The sequence below is a fragment of the Bacteroides sp. D1 genome, assembly GCF_000157095.2.
Taxonomy (GTDB): Bacteria; Bacteroidota; Bacteroidia; order Bacteroidales; family Bacteroidaceae; genus Bacteroides; species Bacteroides xylanisolvens.
In genome coordinates this window covers 483,499-501,454 of record NZ_JH114331.1, presented here as the reverse complement: position 1 = coordinate 501,454, position 17,956 = coordinate 483,499, and the positions used below count along the sequence as shown (strand labels likewise).

Below are 17,956 nucleotides of genomic sequence, written 5' to 3'. Positions count from 1 at the left end.
TCGGTAAAACCATGGGAGATCACGGTTCCGCTCTTATAGTCAGAACGTTCCAGGTAGTGTTTTTCGTCAAGCCAAACTTCAATTTTATCAGAGCCGTCATGCCAACCGGAGATATCGAAATACTCCATTAAAACTTCGGGAAAGATGACTCGTAGTAACTTATCTAGATTGCGATTAGAATTCATTGGATTGTTATTTTTTTAATCTTCCGCAAAGATAGTTCACTTGCGCGTATTAACATAACATATCCACAGGGTTTTCGGACTGACCCCAATTAACTATATAGATTCCTTTTCTATCAACAAGGCAGTATTTAGTTATTCACCATACAAAAGCCGGCTGATCCCTCATGAATCAGCCGGCTTTTATGTTCCTCGAAAAAGGGTATTCTATTGATGTTTATAGAACTTCAGTACCTTTTTCGCATAACGTTTTCCTAATAACAGTTGTGCTTCCGTATTAAAATGAGGGTCCTTCTCATCTTTATACCATCCCAATCCTTTCGATGATACCCAATCAGAATGGGGAATAAATGAAGAAACTTTTTTAATCATCTGATTAAAGGGGACTGTACCAGCTTCTCTTTTTGTCCAGTTCCATTGAGAAATCTGTCCTACAACAACCGGTAGATTCGGCATGCCCAGATCTTCCCGCAAGTCTTTCACCAAAGAAATCAGTTTCTGTTTATACGCTTCCGGATTCGAACAATCGGCTTCTCCCTGATGCCAAAGGATTGCTTTCAAAACACCTCCCTGCTTCATTGCAATCCGAACCCGGGAAAGAGCTTCTTCATAATATCCGTCTTTACTCCCTTTTAGCCAGGAGTTGATGGATGAGCCTCCACGCGCATTTACTACCAGTCCGACAGGACGTTTCGTTTGTCGGGCCATCTCTTTAGCAAAGCCGTAAGCCGGTCCCAAGCGTTGCATCGACAGGTCTTTACGGACTGTCGAATAACGATTGAGAGGATTTACTGCCGGTTCAAAATTCCCCTTATCATTCAATAGATATACATTTCGCAGCGTATCCATGACCTCCGGAATCAATGTTGCACGCCCCGCCATGTTGGATTGACCGATGCATACATACAAATCAAAAGTGGATGGAACATCTTCCTTTACATTTCCTGCAAAAGCAAACAGGGATTGCAGGAGGAAAAAAGACAGTAAATAAATAGACCTAAGCATACGAACTGTGTTTATGATTAATAGTTTCTATAAATACGGATAGCATTCAGAATAGGTTCTCCTTCTTTTTTATGAAAGTCGACACTTACTCCTTTTCCATCCTTTACTGTTATTACAAACTTTTTGATAACAGCACGGGCATATCCGTAATCACGGGCTACGTTGAAATCATCTGAAACGGTTGTTCCATTGATTGAAATACCAAAGCTGCGATTTCCGGCAAATGTTTGTTCCGAGTCAGCTCCCAGATTATAAACCAATGCTTCTCTTTCTTTGTCCGACTCCAACTCTGCCCAGTGCAAATATACGGAATATTCTCCATTTGGTACATCAGCCTTAAAAGATTTTATTCCAACGCGTTGAGTCTGGAAGATTGGATTCATGTCCGTTCCGTGAATATCGATATCCGAACCAAGCATGGTGCCGAATCCTGTTTGACGACGATAAGATGTTCCGCCGATAAATCCCCAACTACCGGGCTTATATTCCTGTTCGGGAATCCATGCTACGTTTGCCGCACGGTCTTCAAAATATCTCGGAGAACCTAACATTACATTTAATTCCGTAAATGGCACAGCTTCGTCTTTCAACTGCGAGCCTACCAACTGGAACTGAATCCGAAGCATATCACGCAACTTGTTACCACCAGTCACAGCAACAGCTTCCAGCAGATTCTCTCCACCGACAAACGGTACATCAAACAAAGCATAATTATCTTCTATCTTTTTCTTTCCCAGACTCTTGTTATTCACAAACAGCTCTACTTCTTCCGCATTAGAGAATACAGGGACGGATTGGATACATTCTTTCTGTGCCGTATTCACCACTCCCCCACGGCTTTTCCACTCCCGATTACCAATGACAAGTATCGGACGACGTGACAAGGCTGTCTTATAGAACCAATAAACATCTTTCTTCTCTCTGTTTAATCCGACAACGCCTTTATTGTTTACATGAGGAACAGCATCTACACGGGATTCGGAATAAAAATCATTCAGATTCCACAGACTGGAACCGGCTACAAACGGACGTTTCATCATTTCATTGAGGTAATGTTTATGATATACCAGTCCATATTCCTGCGAGAAGTCAAAACGTTCCGGCTGGTACGAATGAACTCTCGGATCCACTCCCGGTCCATATTCCGTTACCATCAGCACTTTTCCTTTGTATACTTTATGGGCACGATCAAGCAAACGCTGGAACTCATTGATATCCGGTTCATACCAACCTTGATACAAGTTCCATCCCTGAATCATCGGGATTTCGGTGAGATGAGCGTCTTCGTAGTATTGAGGCATATTGTGATAAGCCATCATCGTATATCTTGAAGGATCTTCCTCACGGATAGTCGCCTCCAAGGCACGGGCTACTTTTTCCGTGAAACGGTAGTAATCTTCCAACTGTTTACCTTCGGTATAGGGACGACGCAGGAAAATCTCATTCATATACCCCCAAATCATTACGGAAGGACGGTTGAAATCCTGACGTACCATCTCTTTCGCCATCTCAACAGAATTATGCAGGAACTCTTCGGTTTCTGTAACAGCATTAACGACGGGAATTTCAACCGAAGTCACAATGCCCAGTTTATCACACATTTCCATGATAACAGGATCTTGGGGATAGTGTGATACACGCAGGTAGTTTCCTCCCATCTCCTTCAATAGCAATACATCCTGTACGTGCAATTCGTCACGCAAAGCATTTCCTTTCTGAAAATAATCCTGATGCCGGGCAGTTCCGATCAGTTTGCGTCCTTTGCCATTCAGGAAAAAACCTTTTTCCGAATCAAACTTGAACCAGCGCAAACCTAACGGATTCACCACTTCATCCAGCAAAGTACCCTTTCTTTTATCAAGAATACGGGTATATACCATATAGCGATAAGGATCGTCTATATCCCACAGACGAGGGGAATCTATTTTTATCTTTTTGGAGATGTCCGTCTTCGTCTCGCCGGCTGCCAGTTTTACTTCTGCCTGCGTCTTTTTCACTTCCTTGCCATCCGCATCACAGATTATATTCTCCACCCTGATTTCCGTAGCCTGGGGCATATCGTTCGTCAGTAGCGTAGTGATTTCTACCGAAGCAGCGGAGTTATTCACTTCGGGGGTACGGATATAAACTCCCGACGAAGCATAATCATTCGTTGCAATGTGCACCGGATTCATAAACTGCAAATAGACGTCCCGGTAGATACCGCCAAAGAAAGTAAAATCGGCAGATAAGGGGGGAATATTCGGATTATAGACATTGTTTACATAAATGGCAAACAGGTTTTCCTGTCCATAACGCAAATGGGAAGTGATGTCAAAACAGAAGCGGGTATACCCTCCTTTGTGCTCTCCAACGAACTGACCGTTCAGGTAGAATCGTACTTCCTGATTGGCTCCTTCAAAGTAGATCACTGCCTGACGTCCCTCCTGGCTTTTGTCTATAAACAACTGTTTTCGATACCAGACCGGCCCCCGATAGAATCCCGGAGTTTCATCGTCTGCATCTTTATCATTCCAGGTATGAGGTATATTGACCGTCTCCCATGAAGAGTCGTCACAGCCAGTCAGTTGTGCTTCAAATGGAGATCCTTTTGTAAATTTCCACCCGTCGTTGATGGTATATACCACGCGTTGCTGTGCCTGCGCCCATCCCACAATAAACAATAGAATAAAGATATAGAATAGCTTCTTCATAATCTATGTATGCATCTAATTAAAACTTTATTTTTATCTCTCTGCCTGTGTAGACACACTCTTTACTCTCAAGAGCAGCACCATCAGGCAGATATAACTTCACACGCATTTTTACTTGTTCCGGCATACCGGGATAACTTCCTTCACGCAGACCGATCGTCAGTGTCCGTTCCGAATCTTTCCATTGCATCAGTACTTTGGAACATACACCATCTTCATAGCGGTAGGAGTCGCCTTCGTCCTCATACCATAAGAAAGAAGCATTCGCTCCTCCGTAAATACGCAGTTCCAATTCACGGTCGGGGTATTCCATCGCATATTGTTTCACTTCTGCCAAAGGCAAGATAGAACCGGCTTTTACATATAGGGGAAGGATGTCAAGGGTGTTTGCCTGCATTTGTTCTCTTCCTCCTTCAAAGGCCTTTCCGGTCCAAAAATCGTACCAATATTCGCCATTGTGTTCCGGCAGATAGACACTGATGTTCTTTTCTTCCGATTGCGGATGAAATACCGGTCGTACCAATAAAGAGGTGCCGAACATATAGGCGTTATCAATATCAAAAGTCCGGGTATCTGTGGTGAAATCCATTGCCAAGCCTCTCAACAGGGTATAGTTATTGGCTGTGACTTGGTGGGACATCGAGTAAATGTAAGGCAACAGACGGTAACGCAGCTGGATATATTTCACCTGATTATCATAAGATGGTGTCCCCTTTTCACCGAATTGCCAAACTTCACGCGGCACATTCGTGCCGTGAGCACGGAAGACAGGAGTAAATGCACTGAACTGGAACCAACGGGAGTACAACTCTTTATAATCATTACTTTTCAACCCATTGGGATATTTTGCATCACGTTCTGTGACAAAGAATCCTCCTGTATCGGAAGTCCAATACGGAATACCGGACATGGATAAGTTCAAACCGGCAACCAGTTGTTTATGCATATTTTCCCATGAAGCCGAGACATCCCCCGACCATACCGCCGTACCATAATGCTGTTGTGAAGCAAAGGCGGAACGGGTTAAGATAAATATGCGCTTCTGATCGCTTTCGGCTCGAAGACGTTGATAGAAGTCCTTCAGCATTTCCAAAGAATAGGTATTCAGATAACGGTGGAAACTGCCCAGATAAGTATTTCCGGCTGCTTTCGTCCTCTCTTCCTGCTTCAACTGTGTGAATCCGTCACGGAAAGAAGGCTCTGTCGCATCCATCCACCAGGCATCCACACCCATATCATAGAGTCCTTTCTTGAGATATTGCCAAAAGATATCCCGTGCGGCAGGATTGTAAGCATCAAAGACTTTATAACCTGCCCATGTAGGTTCGCTAAATAAGGCACCGATAGAATCGAGTGACTGATAGACAGCTGTTTCCGGTCCGAATCCGGGCCATACGGAAAGCATAAAGTGAACATGATCCTGCTGATGCAGTTCTTCAATGACTTGCCGGGGATGATCGAAGTTCGCCGGATGGAAAGTCAGACTGTTCCAATGGGGTTTATCTCCCCAATACTCCCAGTCCTGCACAATGTTATCCAACGGAATCCCCCGTTTACGATACTCCTTTACAACGGCTTTCAACTCATCGAACGATTTATAGCGTTCTTTGGACTGCCAGAAACCATATACCCACTTCCCGAACATCGGCACGTCTCCCGTCAATTCCCGATAACCGGCAACGACTTCGTCCATATTCTTGCCATATACAAAATAATAGTCGGAAGCATCGCCTACCTCGGAAGTAAATGAGTATCCTTCTTTCGTATCTTCAAACTTTGTTGAAGAATAATTATCCCACAAGATACCATATCCGTTAGTCGAGATAAGGAACGGATTGACAATATCCATATTAGCCTGCAACAGTAGTACGGATTTTCCACGATAGTTCATGATTCCGTTCTGATACTGCCCCAGACCGTAAATAGCCTCATCGTCAGTAGGAACAAAGCGTTGGGTTACTTCGAGGCATTGCTCACCTCCGGTAACCGAACGTTTGAAGTGCCGTGCCTTTTTAGCTTCTTTCTCTTTCAGTAATAACTTTCCTGTCGATACTTCCTGAAAAGTGAAAGCCGCATCTTCTTTATCAAAAGCAACGGAAAGCTCACGGGTAGAAAAGATCAGTTGCTGCCCTGTATCTTTCCATTTATAATCTTTGAATGCCGGTTTTTGCGAATCGACAACCAATCTTTTTGTTACCAGCGTATCACCTTCGGGAAAAGACAGAATCCGCACGCATCCCTCCGACATAAACTCAACCCTGTATTGGATACTATCGGATACGAAAGCACATCCCCTGCCGTCTTCATGAACCGGCGAGGAACACCCGAAACAAGATAATACGGATAAAACTAAGAACCAATTTTTCAAACTCTTCATCAATACATTTATTTGACAGTGTAGATGGTATAGCCCAATGACAAATTACGGATAACGACATTTCCTTTTAAATAGAAAGTAGGCATATTGAATCCATTTACGATATTATCTTTATACAGTTCCACTTTTGCACTTTTCCATTCGCCTGTATTGTCGGTACGTATCCGGGATACAATTTTAAACGGTTCTTTCGGTTCGCGCTGTGTGGACGAACGTATAAAAAGAGATTCATTTCCTTTGTCCAGGTATTCAAAATAGAGATACCCTACATAGTTATTCATTTGCAGTTTGGAAACCAATTCTTTGGGCAAAGAGATAGAAAGCGTTTCTTCGGCATTGTAACCACCTGATTTTCGCTTTCCCTGAATCTTCATGTCCGACTCACGCAAACGCATCATCTCAACCGCCAAAGCGGATTTGGCTGTCTTGACATCATTTTCTATTTGTGACAACAAACCTATCGCCACCGGATAACGTCCCTGGCTAATCAACAACGCTGCCTTATCGAGCGAACGTTGACAAGCAGATACGTCCATCTTCGTCTTTTCCAGGAAACGGGCTTCTTTTCGCAAACGGAAAAGCATTAAAGGTAAGGTTAAGCCACGCTCGTCCGCCTGTTCGCCTTTGAATTCTGCCGCATACTTTAAAGTGGTACGTAGTTCACGGTCACCGTTTTCGATGGTAGGTTCTATTTCATGCCCTTCGGTATAGTCGCTCCACGAAGCGATAAACATCATGTCTAGACTGTCTTTCTCCGCCATACAGAACTTCCACATACTTTGGTAAGTTTCTCCATTATTGCGAGGGATATAATAGAAGTGTCCGCGTCCCCAGCCTGCACATCCCCGGTTATCCATTCCCGGCATGGCAAATCCTGACTTAATGGTATAAGCAGGATTGTTACTATGCCAAATCGAGTCACGGAAAGGTTTCATAAACTCAATAACATCATCCTGCGTGGCATAATTATCCCATTCAGCATGTGCCTGATCTCTTGTATGGACACGAGCGGGAAGCCATGCGGTCGGTATTTCTCCCACTTTTTTCCAGGCATCCATATCATCACTGCGGGTGACAGGAATGTATTTATCGTTTTCCAGTTTTCCCCAATCCGCCCAACGGCGTAAGGCTACTGGCTGCTTCATTCCTTGCGGAAACTTCACCAGTGATAATACTTTCTTGTATTCATCGACTTTTGCTCCGGGACCGAAATGATAAAAAACAGGCATCCCCTTCACCATAGGAGCAGTCGGACCGGTAAAGACACTATCTACTAAATATTGGTAACATTTAGCCATATATTCGGTCTTTGCCTCACGGGTGTTAACTTCCGGATAAATCTTCGTAATCCAGTCATAATACAACCAACCGTCGCACCAGTTTACACCGATTTCAAAGTCATACTTCGCTGCCACTTTCTGCATTTCACGCAGCAAGATGTCATTTTCGTGAGGTTTGAATCCCCATTCGATAAAGAATCCGTCTATCTTGGCAGCTTTTGCCGACAATATCTGATATTCGATATAATCAGGATCGAGATTGGACTGCATTCCGACTTGGGGATAAGCCACTGCCGCTATCTCATGTCGTCCTTCACTGTCTATCAGATCGGCATTATAACATAGGGATTTCCTTCCCGTACTTGATTTCTCCGTATTGGCATACATCTCCCAACGCCCTAACTTTCCGTCATGTTGCCGGGTATAACGCACACCGTGGAAGTCAGCATACACTTTCTTTCCGTTCTGCGCCAAGGCCGGTAATGCGATAGATACCAATAAAAAAAGAAGAAGTTTCCTCATTGTTCCAAACTTAATTATTCAACTTATGTATTTTATTACCCTTCGACGACACTTAATCAATCCTCACCCAATACGAAATCGTGCTTTTCCGGATAACTGAAAGTATTGTCTATCATCCAACGACCTTTATAAATCTTAGCTCCGTCCATCTTGAAGAGTTCTTCTCCCTTCTCATTTACAAGTCCTTCGGCCCACCACTCTTCAGTCGGTTTCAGCATCAAGATTCCGTCAGGTCCGTTACAGACACTTTTTATATCAGCTGTATTGTAAACCTTTTCACAAGTCGGAGTATCTGTAGAAATATCAAACTTATAAACAGCCGAAGCGGCAGTAAGCCATAATTTATCTTCTTCACCATATACCGGGAACAAATCGTGTCCGCCTGATTCCTTGTCGAATGTATAAATACGAGTCTGATTGGTGAGCTGCGGATTATTCCGGTCACCATTATATTTCATGCGGAACAAGGCTGTCACACCTGCCTGAATGGTAGCCGTGGCATAGATACATTCTTTTTTCCTATCCCAGACTACATTATGGGCATTACCCAATTTGAGTGTGTTAGCTTTCATTCCCAATACTTTTACCGTATCCACCACAAAGGTATTGATTTCACCGGATTTCGACTCTGCCGTAACTATATTTCCATCCGGTAAAATTTCTGCGGAATGAGGATTCTGTCCGCAGTTTGCATAAAACATCAATTTATGGTCTGACAAGCGGATTAAAGCTACCGCTCCACCGGAAGCAGTCATCAGAATATAGCGTTTATTGAATACCGGTTTTACTTCACTCGGATTAATAAACCAATCCTGATGTGCTGAAGGAACACAAGCGGTATAAGGATCCCAACTCCATACATTACGTTGGGTTTCTGCGTCCCTTATCACAATGGCACGTCTCGTTTGCTCTGCCAAGACATATGCCTTTGCGGGAAGTTGGAACGATTCATTTTTTACTACTGGTGCTGAGTCATCATCGGAGCAAGCCCCCAAAGCTATGTTAAAGCCTAAGAAAAGGGCTAATAAACTTATCTTCTTCATTGTCGTAACTATTTCAATTTATATTTTCTTTTTTTATCAAAATCTCAATGAACTATACCATTCATTGCCGGGTATCATAATAATCAATTAATGGGTAAACAGCCAAATTCAGCTGTCGAACATACGAAAGGAAAGACTCATAGGGTTCATATTCCAACGAAACGATTCCTTTATTCGAGGCACTACCATCCGATGCATAACTGTCGTTATATTCAAAATGTATCCATCCGATACAATTCCGCGTTTCAAGTAAACGGAGACAGAAGTTTTGATGAAATTCTCCTCTGTTTTTTTGTGCATGTACGAGCCAACCACCGCCTTCGGTATTTGCATATTCAACTCCTTTATAACTGGCATCCTCTGCTTTCGTATAAAACTCTGATACCAGAAATGGCTTCACAGCACACCAAGCTTTCAGATTGGCAAGAAAGTCGGTTTCCGGTTGCCAACGTCCGTAGTAATTAACAGAAACAACATCACAATAACGGGCACACGCTTCTACCACCTTCTGATTATATTTACTCCAATCGTGCAGACGCGTACCTAAGATCAGATGTTCCGTATCATAGCGACGGACAGTTGTTGTCGTTAATTGATAATAATAATCAGATACAACTCCACGAAAATCCTCCTGATCTGCTTTTGTTATTGCTGCTGGAGAAACAATCCCTCTTTCTTGCATAAACTTTTCTGCATAAGTCCGGGCTGCTTTATAACGGTCGGGCAGGGACAAAAAATGCTTCAAATCAATTCCCCTTAAAGGATCGCCATTCTGATAACTTGCAAACGGCAATTCATTATCGAGATAATATCCGATAAAATGCTTATCACCTGCAAACAAAGCTGATTTTTCCCGTACAAGATTATCAATATATGCAGCAAATGTAGGTTCGAAAAGAAGAATCAGGCGATTATATTTATCATCATCAAAAGCATATCCTAAATTTTTAGTCATATCCCACATAAAAGTGCGAAGCAAATACAGTGTTTCTGCATAGGCAATCTTCTGTGTCTTCGGAGTCAGCAGATTGGCACGTATTGCTACAGGAAATGTTTCAATACGGTTTGAGCCATACGAAATATAGTTTATATGATTATCTGCCAACAATTTACCAGTTTCCTCACTCCATCGGACCTCACTTCCATACTTTGTACTGAAAGCCTTTTGATGAGCTGTAGATTCCCCCGGACGAACATGCTGAACCCCGTGTAAAATAACAGCTCCATTATCAGGATCGAGCAGGTAAGCTCGTCCTCCACAATGGGCAACCCGGAAAAACCCCTCTTTTCCTGTTACAGAAGAGGGTTGTAATCCGTTCCGTCCTCCCCATGCAGTCCGGGTATAATCTCCCGAAGGAGCATACCGGTTCATATTATCAATGATACGGGTTTCACGGGAGTCTGCGGTAGTCCACAACTGAAAAGTTCCATTCTGCCACTTTCTATACTCTACATTCAGATAAGTATATTCATCTGTGGGAGTAGTGGGAGTTTCCGGTTCTGAAGGTTCTCCCGCATCGGCAGAACAACTTGTTGCGAACAACAATATCAGACCGGATAAATAAAAAAAACGGAAATACCGGTATATATGTCTTTCCATATTACTTTCAGTTAATACATCTATTTATTCAAGAAGCAAGTGGGATTTTACAAACAGATGCTTCAAAGCATGGAAGAAATCTGTTGATGGATAGCTATCGTGTACGAGAAAACTATCTCGTACACAACAACTAACTTCTTATCCCTCTACAATCCACCAGTTCTCTTTCTATCCATACATTTAGCCAATAGGAAAGTGGTTACTTCTTCTTGGAAAATTTGATTTCAACAGTCATTACGCGAGCGGTCGCATTATTAGAAACCAGTTCTTTAGGTTCTGTTATATTAATAACTTTCATAACTCCGATTCTTCCTCCACCTGCAGCAGAAGATCCTCCTGTACGGAAAGCTATAACATTTCCGACTGCAATAGGATCCAGTAGACTTTGAGCAATACTACTTGAAAGTATTTCCGAAGAAATAGAAGCTACAGTTGCATTCTCATAGTCGAAGTTGGATAATATCGCGAAACGTGTTAAGTTTTTCACTTTAATAGCCGATAGTTTACCAGTAGATCCGGAAAACTCACCATCCTTTCCTGTATTATCCATAGAGTATAAGCGAGGACTACCAGAAGCTCCAAAACAATAGAACTTAAAGTCTACATTCTTCGCATTAACTTCATTAGCGATTGCGTAATCAACAGAATATGTTTTCAAATCATTCAAAGATACCATTCCAAATGCATCCGGATATTTCACATGTGCATTATTAGCAAGAGGCTGGCTGCCGACATTCAATGTGGCAACATCCATATTTACATACGCTTTCATGTAACCAATCGCTTCTTTGCCCTCTCTTCCGTCAGAAACAACTACCTTAAGTTTTGAAGTAGCTTCCGTAAAATCTATTTCCGGAGCATAATTTAAAGTATGTTCCCCATTCTTCGTTTCACGCAAGGCTTCAACTTCCGATCCATTTTCAATACGATAAATCACCACTTCGTGTACTCCACGTACTGACTCAATCTGCACAGGTACTCCTTTCTTAGCATCAGTACCTGCAAAAATGGTGGACTCTGTTAAAGTTAATGAAGGTCCGGGGATAGTCTTATAAGTTACAGGCAATGTTGAAATCGTAATGTAGCCGTAGGTATCTTCCGCTTTTACTTTAAAACCTCTGTCACCTTCTTTATAATCTATCATTTCATCAAACGTATATTCTTTCTCCCCACTCAAATTGATTATTCCTTTCGACTCCTGTCCGCTAGCTGAAACCAAATACATTTCAACAGTTTTCAGACCAGCCTCCGAAGTTATTTTAAATGTAGTACGGGGAATAGTAGGATTCTCATCCATTTCATCATAGATGATCTCTTCCGGATCAAAAGTGATAACCGGACGTTCTACGACATCAGTTACCGATATGGGAAGTGTTCCTGTGATAATATGATCCAGCTTATCAGTCGCTTCAATAATAAATGCTTGATAATTTGCATTGTATTCTAAGTTCTCAGACAAACTGTAGGAGTTCGGATTGAAAAAATCCGTAACAGTTTTATACTCAACAGTCCCCTCTACAGTCTGGATTTTCATCGTTACACTCTGTAATCCCGCCTGTGACTTGATTACAGCTACTACAGGCAGATTGTCGACTTTATTCAGATCGACATCCAATTGTTCCATCGGGAATTTGATAACAGGAGCAGATGCATTTGGATCTATGTTTTCATTGTCGTCGCCGCAAGCCACTAAGTTCAAACAAAGCCCGATTAATAAGATGGTATATAATTTACGAATCATAATAAACTCATTTTAATGTAATACTGATTATTTCTGATAATAACAATATTTCTCGAAGATGTGAATAACACCATTCGTCGGTAAAATATTACTAGTCTTGGCATTGCGTTGAGGCGATTTACCATTGCTACCCGTTTCATTCACTAAGATCTTTCCTACGGCAGCCTGCCATGGGTTCTTCCAAACAGACATCGTCATCAACCCCTTTTCTCCGGGAAGCATTGTCAATACAAACATGGCTTCCACCTGCAGTTGACCGTAAGAACTATATTCCCCATCTACAATATGGTATAAAAGCATATTTTTCACCGTTTCTTTATCACAGTCTGTAATAGAGGCTATCCCCGGGAAAACATTTTCACGGTATGATTGCATGGCCGTATTATTCAGAGCCAGATAAGTGTATTTATTTTCAGTCTGCGTATAATAGTCTTTCAAGCCTGTATACTCTATAGCAGTAGTAAATTCAGAGAAGATATCCTGATGGTCCTGAAAATACTCCCAAGCAGTTACATTTACATGAGGATCGTCGACCGATGCTTCATAATCATAATTCTTTTGCAATTCCAAGTCACACCCAGCTAGCGCAATAACGCTCAAGCAAAAGAAAATCGTTCTATATATTGTCTTTTTCATCGTTTCAATCTTTTTAATTGTTACCATAATATGGATTCTGAGTTATCTTCGGATTCTCCAATATGTGAGAATAATGAATCGGGAACAGTTCATTTCCATCCTGGCTCATGCCGTTAATAGACTCCATCACTTCTTTCCATTTCCCTGTACGTAGCAGGTCAAACCAACGACGGCCCTCACCTACTAACTCTACCTGGCGTTCACGCAGTATATAATTAACGACTTCATCTTCCGATGCAAAGCTAAGTGCAGTAGGAGTAACCAGCCCGGCACGATCACGCACTTTTTTCACTAAATCCAAAGCTTCTTCCCATTTTCCGAGACGGGCACGAGCTTCAGCCTGCAATAACAACATATCCGTGTAGCGATAAATAGGATAAGCAACCTCACAGGTTTTGTTTAATGAGTTACTAATATCACCGGCCATATATTTACGTAATTCATTTCCATTCTGATAATCCTTCACCGTATAGGCTTTGCGCAAATCACCCTGCATATCCGGCTCATTGAAGACACTCATCAATTTATCCGACAGAACGGCAGCACGGTTACCGGAACCGGAGAACCATTGATACATATAACTATATCCATTGGTTCCCACTTCATCCATATTAAAATGAATCAGGAAGATAAACTCTTTTGTTGAGTACTCATCATTTTCAGGAGTATCATCAGACGGTTTGTTATTCAGTTCTTCTGTGAACATTGTATGCCAAGTCTGAATAGAAGGTTCAAAGTCCACCAAACGACCTTTGGACGATTTAATGTCAGCCATTTTATCAATGGTTTGATCGGCCAGATTATATTCTTTACTCCACATATAAGCATCAGCCATGATAGCCCAAACACCACAGATAGAGATACGTTTACGCTCATAATTCTTGTTACGGTTTATCAGTCCTTCCGCTTTCTTCAGGTCCGGAAGAATGACATGCTCCAAAATGTAGTTTTTATCCGTACGCTCTTTATAGATCGCTTCCGAATACTTTTCAGTGGGTTCTATAAACAAAGGTACGTCTCCCCAAACACGGATAGCATAGAAGTAGGCCAAAGCACGCAACGCATACGCTTGTCCGAGGTAATCGTTACGGTCTGCCACATCAGGCATACTGATATTAGGAACATATTTAATAGCCAGATTTGCCTGGTTAATCATCTGATACAGAGTCGTCCACTTTGCACATTTCTCATCCGTAGACATCAGGTTGTTGATAACACGTGCCTGATCGGCCATTACCGGTGCTCCGGGAGCTACATTATCAGAACGGAACTCACCCCAATAGAAATAGTTCTCCCGTAAAGTGGAACGTAACAATCCATAGATTTCATTTATACCTGCCTTAGCGTCACGGGCAGTCTGCCACATGTCACCTGCCGGAATTTCACTTACCGGTTCCTCATTCAGAAAGTCTGAACAGCTATTCAATGATAGAGCCAGGCATACAGCTCCAACAAAATATTTTATATTCTTCATACGATATCTTCAATTAAAAGTTTGCAGAAAAACCAATACCATATTCTCTCTTTCTCGGATAACGGTAAGAGTCTTTACCTACCTGCAGAGGATTGTTGGTAGAGAATTCAGGATCGAATCCCGAATAGTTGGTCCATGTCAAGGCGTTGTTTACAAAAGCGTAGATATTTATATTCTTCAACATCAGCTTCTTTATCCAGTTTTCAGGAAGATCGTATGCTACACGTATGTTCTGCAAACGAATAAATGAAGCATCTTCCAGATAGAACGAGTTACCCATACGGGCATTGTTGTAATCATCATTATACGGACGCGGATAGATTGCCTGGTCACCCGGATGCAACCACATATTATGGATGACTTCCGGTGAAGGAGTAGTTCCGGTGTATTTGAACATATTACGATTATGTTCGGCTGCATTATAAATCTGTCCTCCCAATGAATAATAGAATCCTAAGTATAAACTCAAATTCTTCCAAGTCACCGTTGTATTCAAACCACCGGTTACATCAGGCATGGCATTACCGATCACCATACGGTCATTATCATCAATCACACCGTCACGGGTTCCTTCCGGTTCCTCCCAGTTGTAATCTCCCCCACGGAACGGTTTGCCGTTCGGCAACGTTTTCTGACGGATATTACCTGCATATTCCTTTCCATCCAACAAATATTTGTACTGGAATACACCATTCTCAAACACCGGAGTCAGTTGTTCCCATTTATCAGTAAAAGCATTCGATTCGTCGTATGCAAAGACACCGGCGCTTTTAAATCCGTAGAAGTCACCCACACGGCCACCTTCCTGCATCCACCAGATATCACCTTCCATATATGCCTTACCTTCAGACAGCTTCTCAATACGGTTGACGTTTCTGGAGATATTGAAAGAAGCATTCCACTTCCAGTCCTTCGTGCGGATAATATCACCGGTAACAGCAATTTCAAAGCCTCGGTTACTCATTTCACCGACATTGGTTTTCATATATGCAAAACCGGATTCTTTAGGCAATTGGTAGTTTGCCAGCAAACCGTCTGTATATTTATCGTAATAATCGGCAGTGATTGTCAAACGGCTATTCCAAAAATTCAAGTCCAAACCAAGGTTGAATTGTTTAGTTTCCTCCCATTTCAGATTGTCTTTACCGATACGAGTCGGAATAACGCCACCCACTCCGTCATAAATAGAATTCGGAGAATAAGAGTAGATATAGTCGTAGTTGCCGATTGCTTCGTTACCCGTGATACCGAAACTTGCACGGATCTTACCATCTTCGAGAAACTTTTTCGAGAATTTCATGAATTTCTCATCCGAGAAGCGCCATCCCACAGATACGGAAGGGAAATTACCCCATTTGTTCTCTTTGGCAAAACGAGAAGAACCGTCACGACGCATAATGGCATTGAGCAAATATCTTCCTTTATAATCATAAGTCACACGGGCAAAAATGGAAGCCATAGAGTGATTGCTTAATGTGGAGCCTGTAGATGACAAATCCAGGTTTGCGGCAAAAGCATTCATTGTATAGATAAAATCTGTAGACGAGTTTATCCCCACAAATGTTTCGTTTTCATAACGCCACTGCTGTGCACTAACACCTACCATGGCCGTAAAATTATGATCTTTTATTTTGCGTGCATAAGTAAGGATGTCTTCATTCATCCAGTTCCAGTTCAGGTAATTATAAGAATAACCTTTATTCTGTTTCTGCCATTCGTCGGTGATAAGACTCGGTTCGAGTTTTTTGCGTTTATCCAGATAGAAGTTGGCATTAATATTGGCTCTAAACTTCAAATACTTGTTGAATTTGATTTCAAAGAACTGGAAGAAGTTAGCCTTATAAGAATCAGTAAAGTCGGTGGTATAATTGACCTGCGCAATAGGGTTCTTCTGACCGTTAAACACTCCGACCAAAGAGCCATCCGGATAATAAGTATTGAAATAAGGACGACGAGTCAACACTGCGCTCAATAAAGTACCTTCATTCAGACCTTTCTTTTTAGAATAAGTCAAAGAAATACGGCTACCCATATTCATCCAGTCTGTCGGTGAATAATCGGAGTTGATACGAGTATTTAGTCTCTGGAAACCTGTATTGGAAATAATACCTTTCTCATTATAATAACCGGTATTGATGAAATATTTCAATTTCTTTGTACCACCCCCTACACTGATATCCACCTGATCTTTTTGTGCAGTGCTTGTAATCATGTCCAGATAATCGTTATCCACATTAAAGAAAGAGTTCAACGGATCATTCAGTATATCACTACTTTCATCCGGATTACCTCCGCCGTATGTTTCAAAATACTCTTTACGATACTGGTCGTACAACAAACGTTCTTTACGGTTTGCCTGTGGAACCTTGTGAGACAATGTACCCCACGAGTGATTATACTTGATATCAATACGGGCTTTACCTTCCTGCCCACTTTTGGTAGTGATAATAATCACACCGTTCGCCGAACGTGAACCGTAGATAGCTGCAGAAGCGGCATCTTTCAAAATCTCCATAGAAGTGATATCATTCGTATTGATACCGTCGATACTTTCCAAAGGCACACCGTCTACGATATAAAGAGGAGTAACCCCTTCGGCAGAGAACGTGGAAGTACCACGTATTTTGATAGAAGAAGATTCACCGGGCTGTCCGGAACCGGATACCACCTGTACACCGGCAGTAGTACCCTGCAATGCTTCAAAAACATTAGTAGCCATTTTTTGCTCAATGGCCTCGCTTGAGATGGAAGTAATAGCTCCTGTTACATCACGCTTTTTCATCGTACCGTAACCCACTACCACTACTTCGTCCAATAGCTTAGAGTTCTCTTCAAGCGTAATATTCATTGTTTTATCTTTCACTACCACATCTTTAGGGGTATATCCCATGAATGATACAGTCAAAGTAACTCCCTTCTTCGAAACATTCAATGAGAAATTACCATCTAAATCTGTAATTGTTCCATTAGATGTTCCCTTCTCCATCACATTGGCGCCAGGCAAAGGAAATCCTGTTTTATCCACAATAACTCCCTTCACTGCAAACCCGCCTTGAGCATAAGCCGGATTGACAAGGAAAAAGAGACTCAAGGAAATCAAAAGGAACGACTGAAGCAACCGCACTTTTGTCCTACTCTGCAAATTTTTCATAACTAGAATAAAATTAAATTGGTTAATTATCAAGGTTTTACTCACTACTTAATTAATTGGGGAAAATATATTGATTCTCTCCAATAAGATGTTATCTTTTATTTATTATATGGATATTTGTCTTTCATAATACTACACAATAATTATTATATTAGAATAAAGATTACACAGCACCCGGTCTACCAAATGAAAGTGTGTGCGGACACACCTAACCAAAGAAAACTCAAGTACAAGCTGGCATTATCCAACGCC

Annotated in this window: 10 protein-coding genes and 1 pseudogene; all 11 read right to left on the bottom strand. The window is 41.9% G+C overall.

All coding sequences use genetic code 11. The annotated features are described in order from the left end of the window. A pseudogene (locus BSAG_RS25445) lies at positions 1-185 on the bottom strand (transposase family protein); the annotation flags it as partial. A 204-nt stretch (positions 186-389) separates the two neighbouring features. Then, entirely contained in the window at positions 390-1,187 is a 798-nt protein-coding gene (locus BSAG_RS19650) for a sialate O-acetylesterase (protein WP_008770343.1), read from the bottom strand. A 17-nt stretch (positions 1,188-1,204) separates the two neighbouring features. Next, entirely contained in the window at positions 1,205-3,880 is a 2,676-nt protein-coding gene (locus BSAG_RS19655; RefSeq protein ID WP_004313025.1) for a glycoside hydrolase family 2 TIM barrel-domain containing protein, read from the bottom strand. A gap of 19 nt (positions 3,881-3,899) precedes the next feature. After that, a complete protein-coding gene (locus BSAG_RS19660; protein ID WP_004313024.1) occupies positions 3,900-6,257 on the bottom strand; it encodes a TIM-barrel domain-containing protein in 2,358 nt (785 codons plus the stop codon). A gap of 8 nt (positions 6,258-6,265) precedes the next feature. Beyond that, on the bottom strand, positions 6,266-8,059 hold the full coding sequence (locus BSAG_RS19665) for a glycoside hydrolase family 71/99-like protein (protein ID WP_004313023.1): 1,794 nt from the start codon (positions 8,057-8,059) through the stop codon (positions 6,266-6,268). Positions 8,060-8,115: 56 nt separating this feature from the next. Next, the gene (locus tag BSAG_RS19670) at positions 8,116-9,102 is read right to left on the bottom strand and encodes a DUF6528 family protein (RefSeq protein WP_004313022.1); all 987 of its coding nucleotides are present in this window, start codon (positions 9,100-9,102) and stop codon (positions 8,116-8,118) included. 61 nt (positions 9,103-9,163) lie between these two features. Beyond that, positions 9,164-10,702: a hypothetical protein gene (locus BSAG_RS19675; protein ID WP_008997337.1), complete on the bottom strand. Its 1,539-nt coding sequence runs from the start codon at positions 10,700-10,702 to the stop codon at positions 9,164-9,166. A gap of 199 nt (positions 10,703-10,901) precedes the next feature. Further along, the gene (locus tag BSAG_RS19680) at positions 10,902-12,443 is read right to left on the bottom strand and encodes a hypothetical protein (RefSeq protein ID WP_008770344.1); all 1,542 of its coding nucleotides are present in this window, start codon (positions 12,441-12,443) and stop codon (positions 10,902-10,904) included. A gap of 27 nt (positions 12,444-12,470) precedes the next feature. Then, entirely contained in the window at positions 12,471-13,079 is a 609-nt protein-coding gene (locus BSAG_RS19685; protein ID WP_008997336.1) for a fasciclin domain-containing protein, read from the bottom strand. 13 nt (positions 13,080-13,092) lie between these two features. Beyond that, positions 13,093-14,553, bottom strand: a complete 1,461-nt coding sequence (locus BSAG_RS19690; RefSeq protein WP_004313018.1) for a RagB/SusD family nutrient uptake outer membrane protein — start codon at positions 14,551-14,553, stop codon at positions 13,093-13,095. 13 nt (positions 14,554-14,566) lie between these two features. Then, the gene (locus BSAG_RS19695) at positions 14,567-17,704 is read right to left on the bottom strand and encodes a SusC/RagA family TonB-linked outer membrane protein (RefSeq protein ID WP_008018357.1); all 3,138 of its coding nucleotides are present in this window, start codon (positions 17,702-17,704) and stop codon (positions 14,567-14,569) included. Positions 17,705-17,956 lie beyond the last annotated feature (252 nt).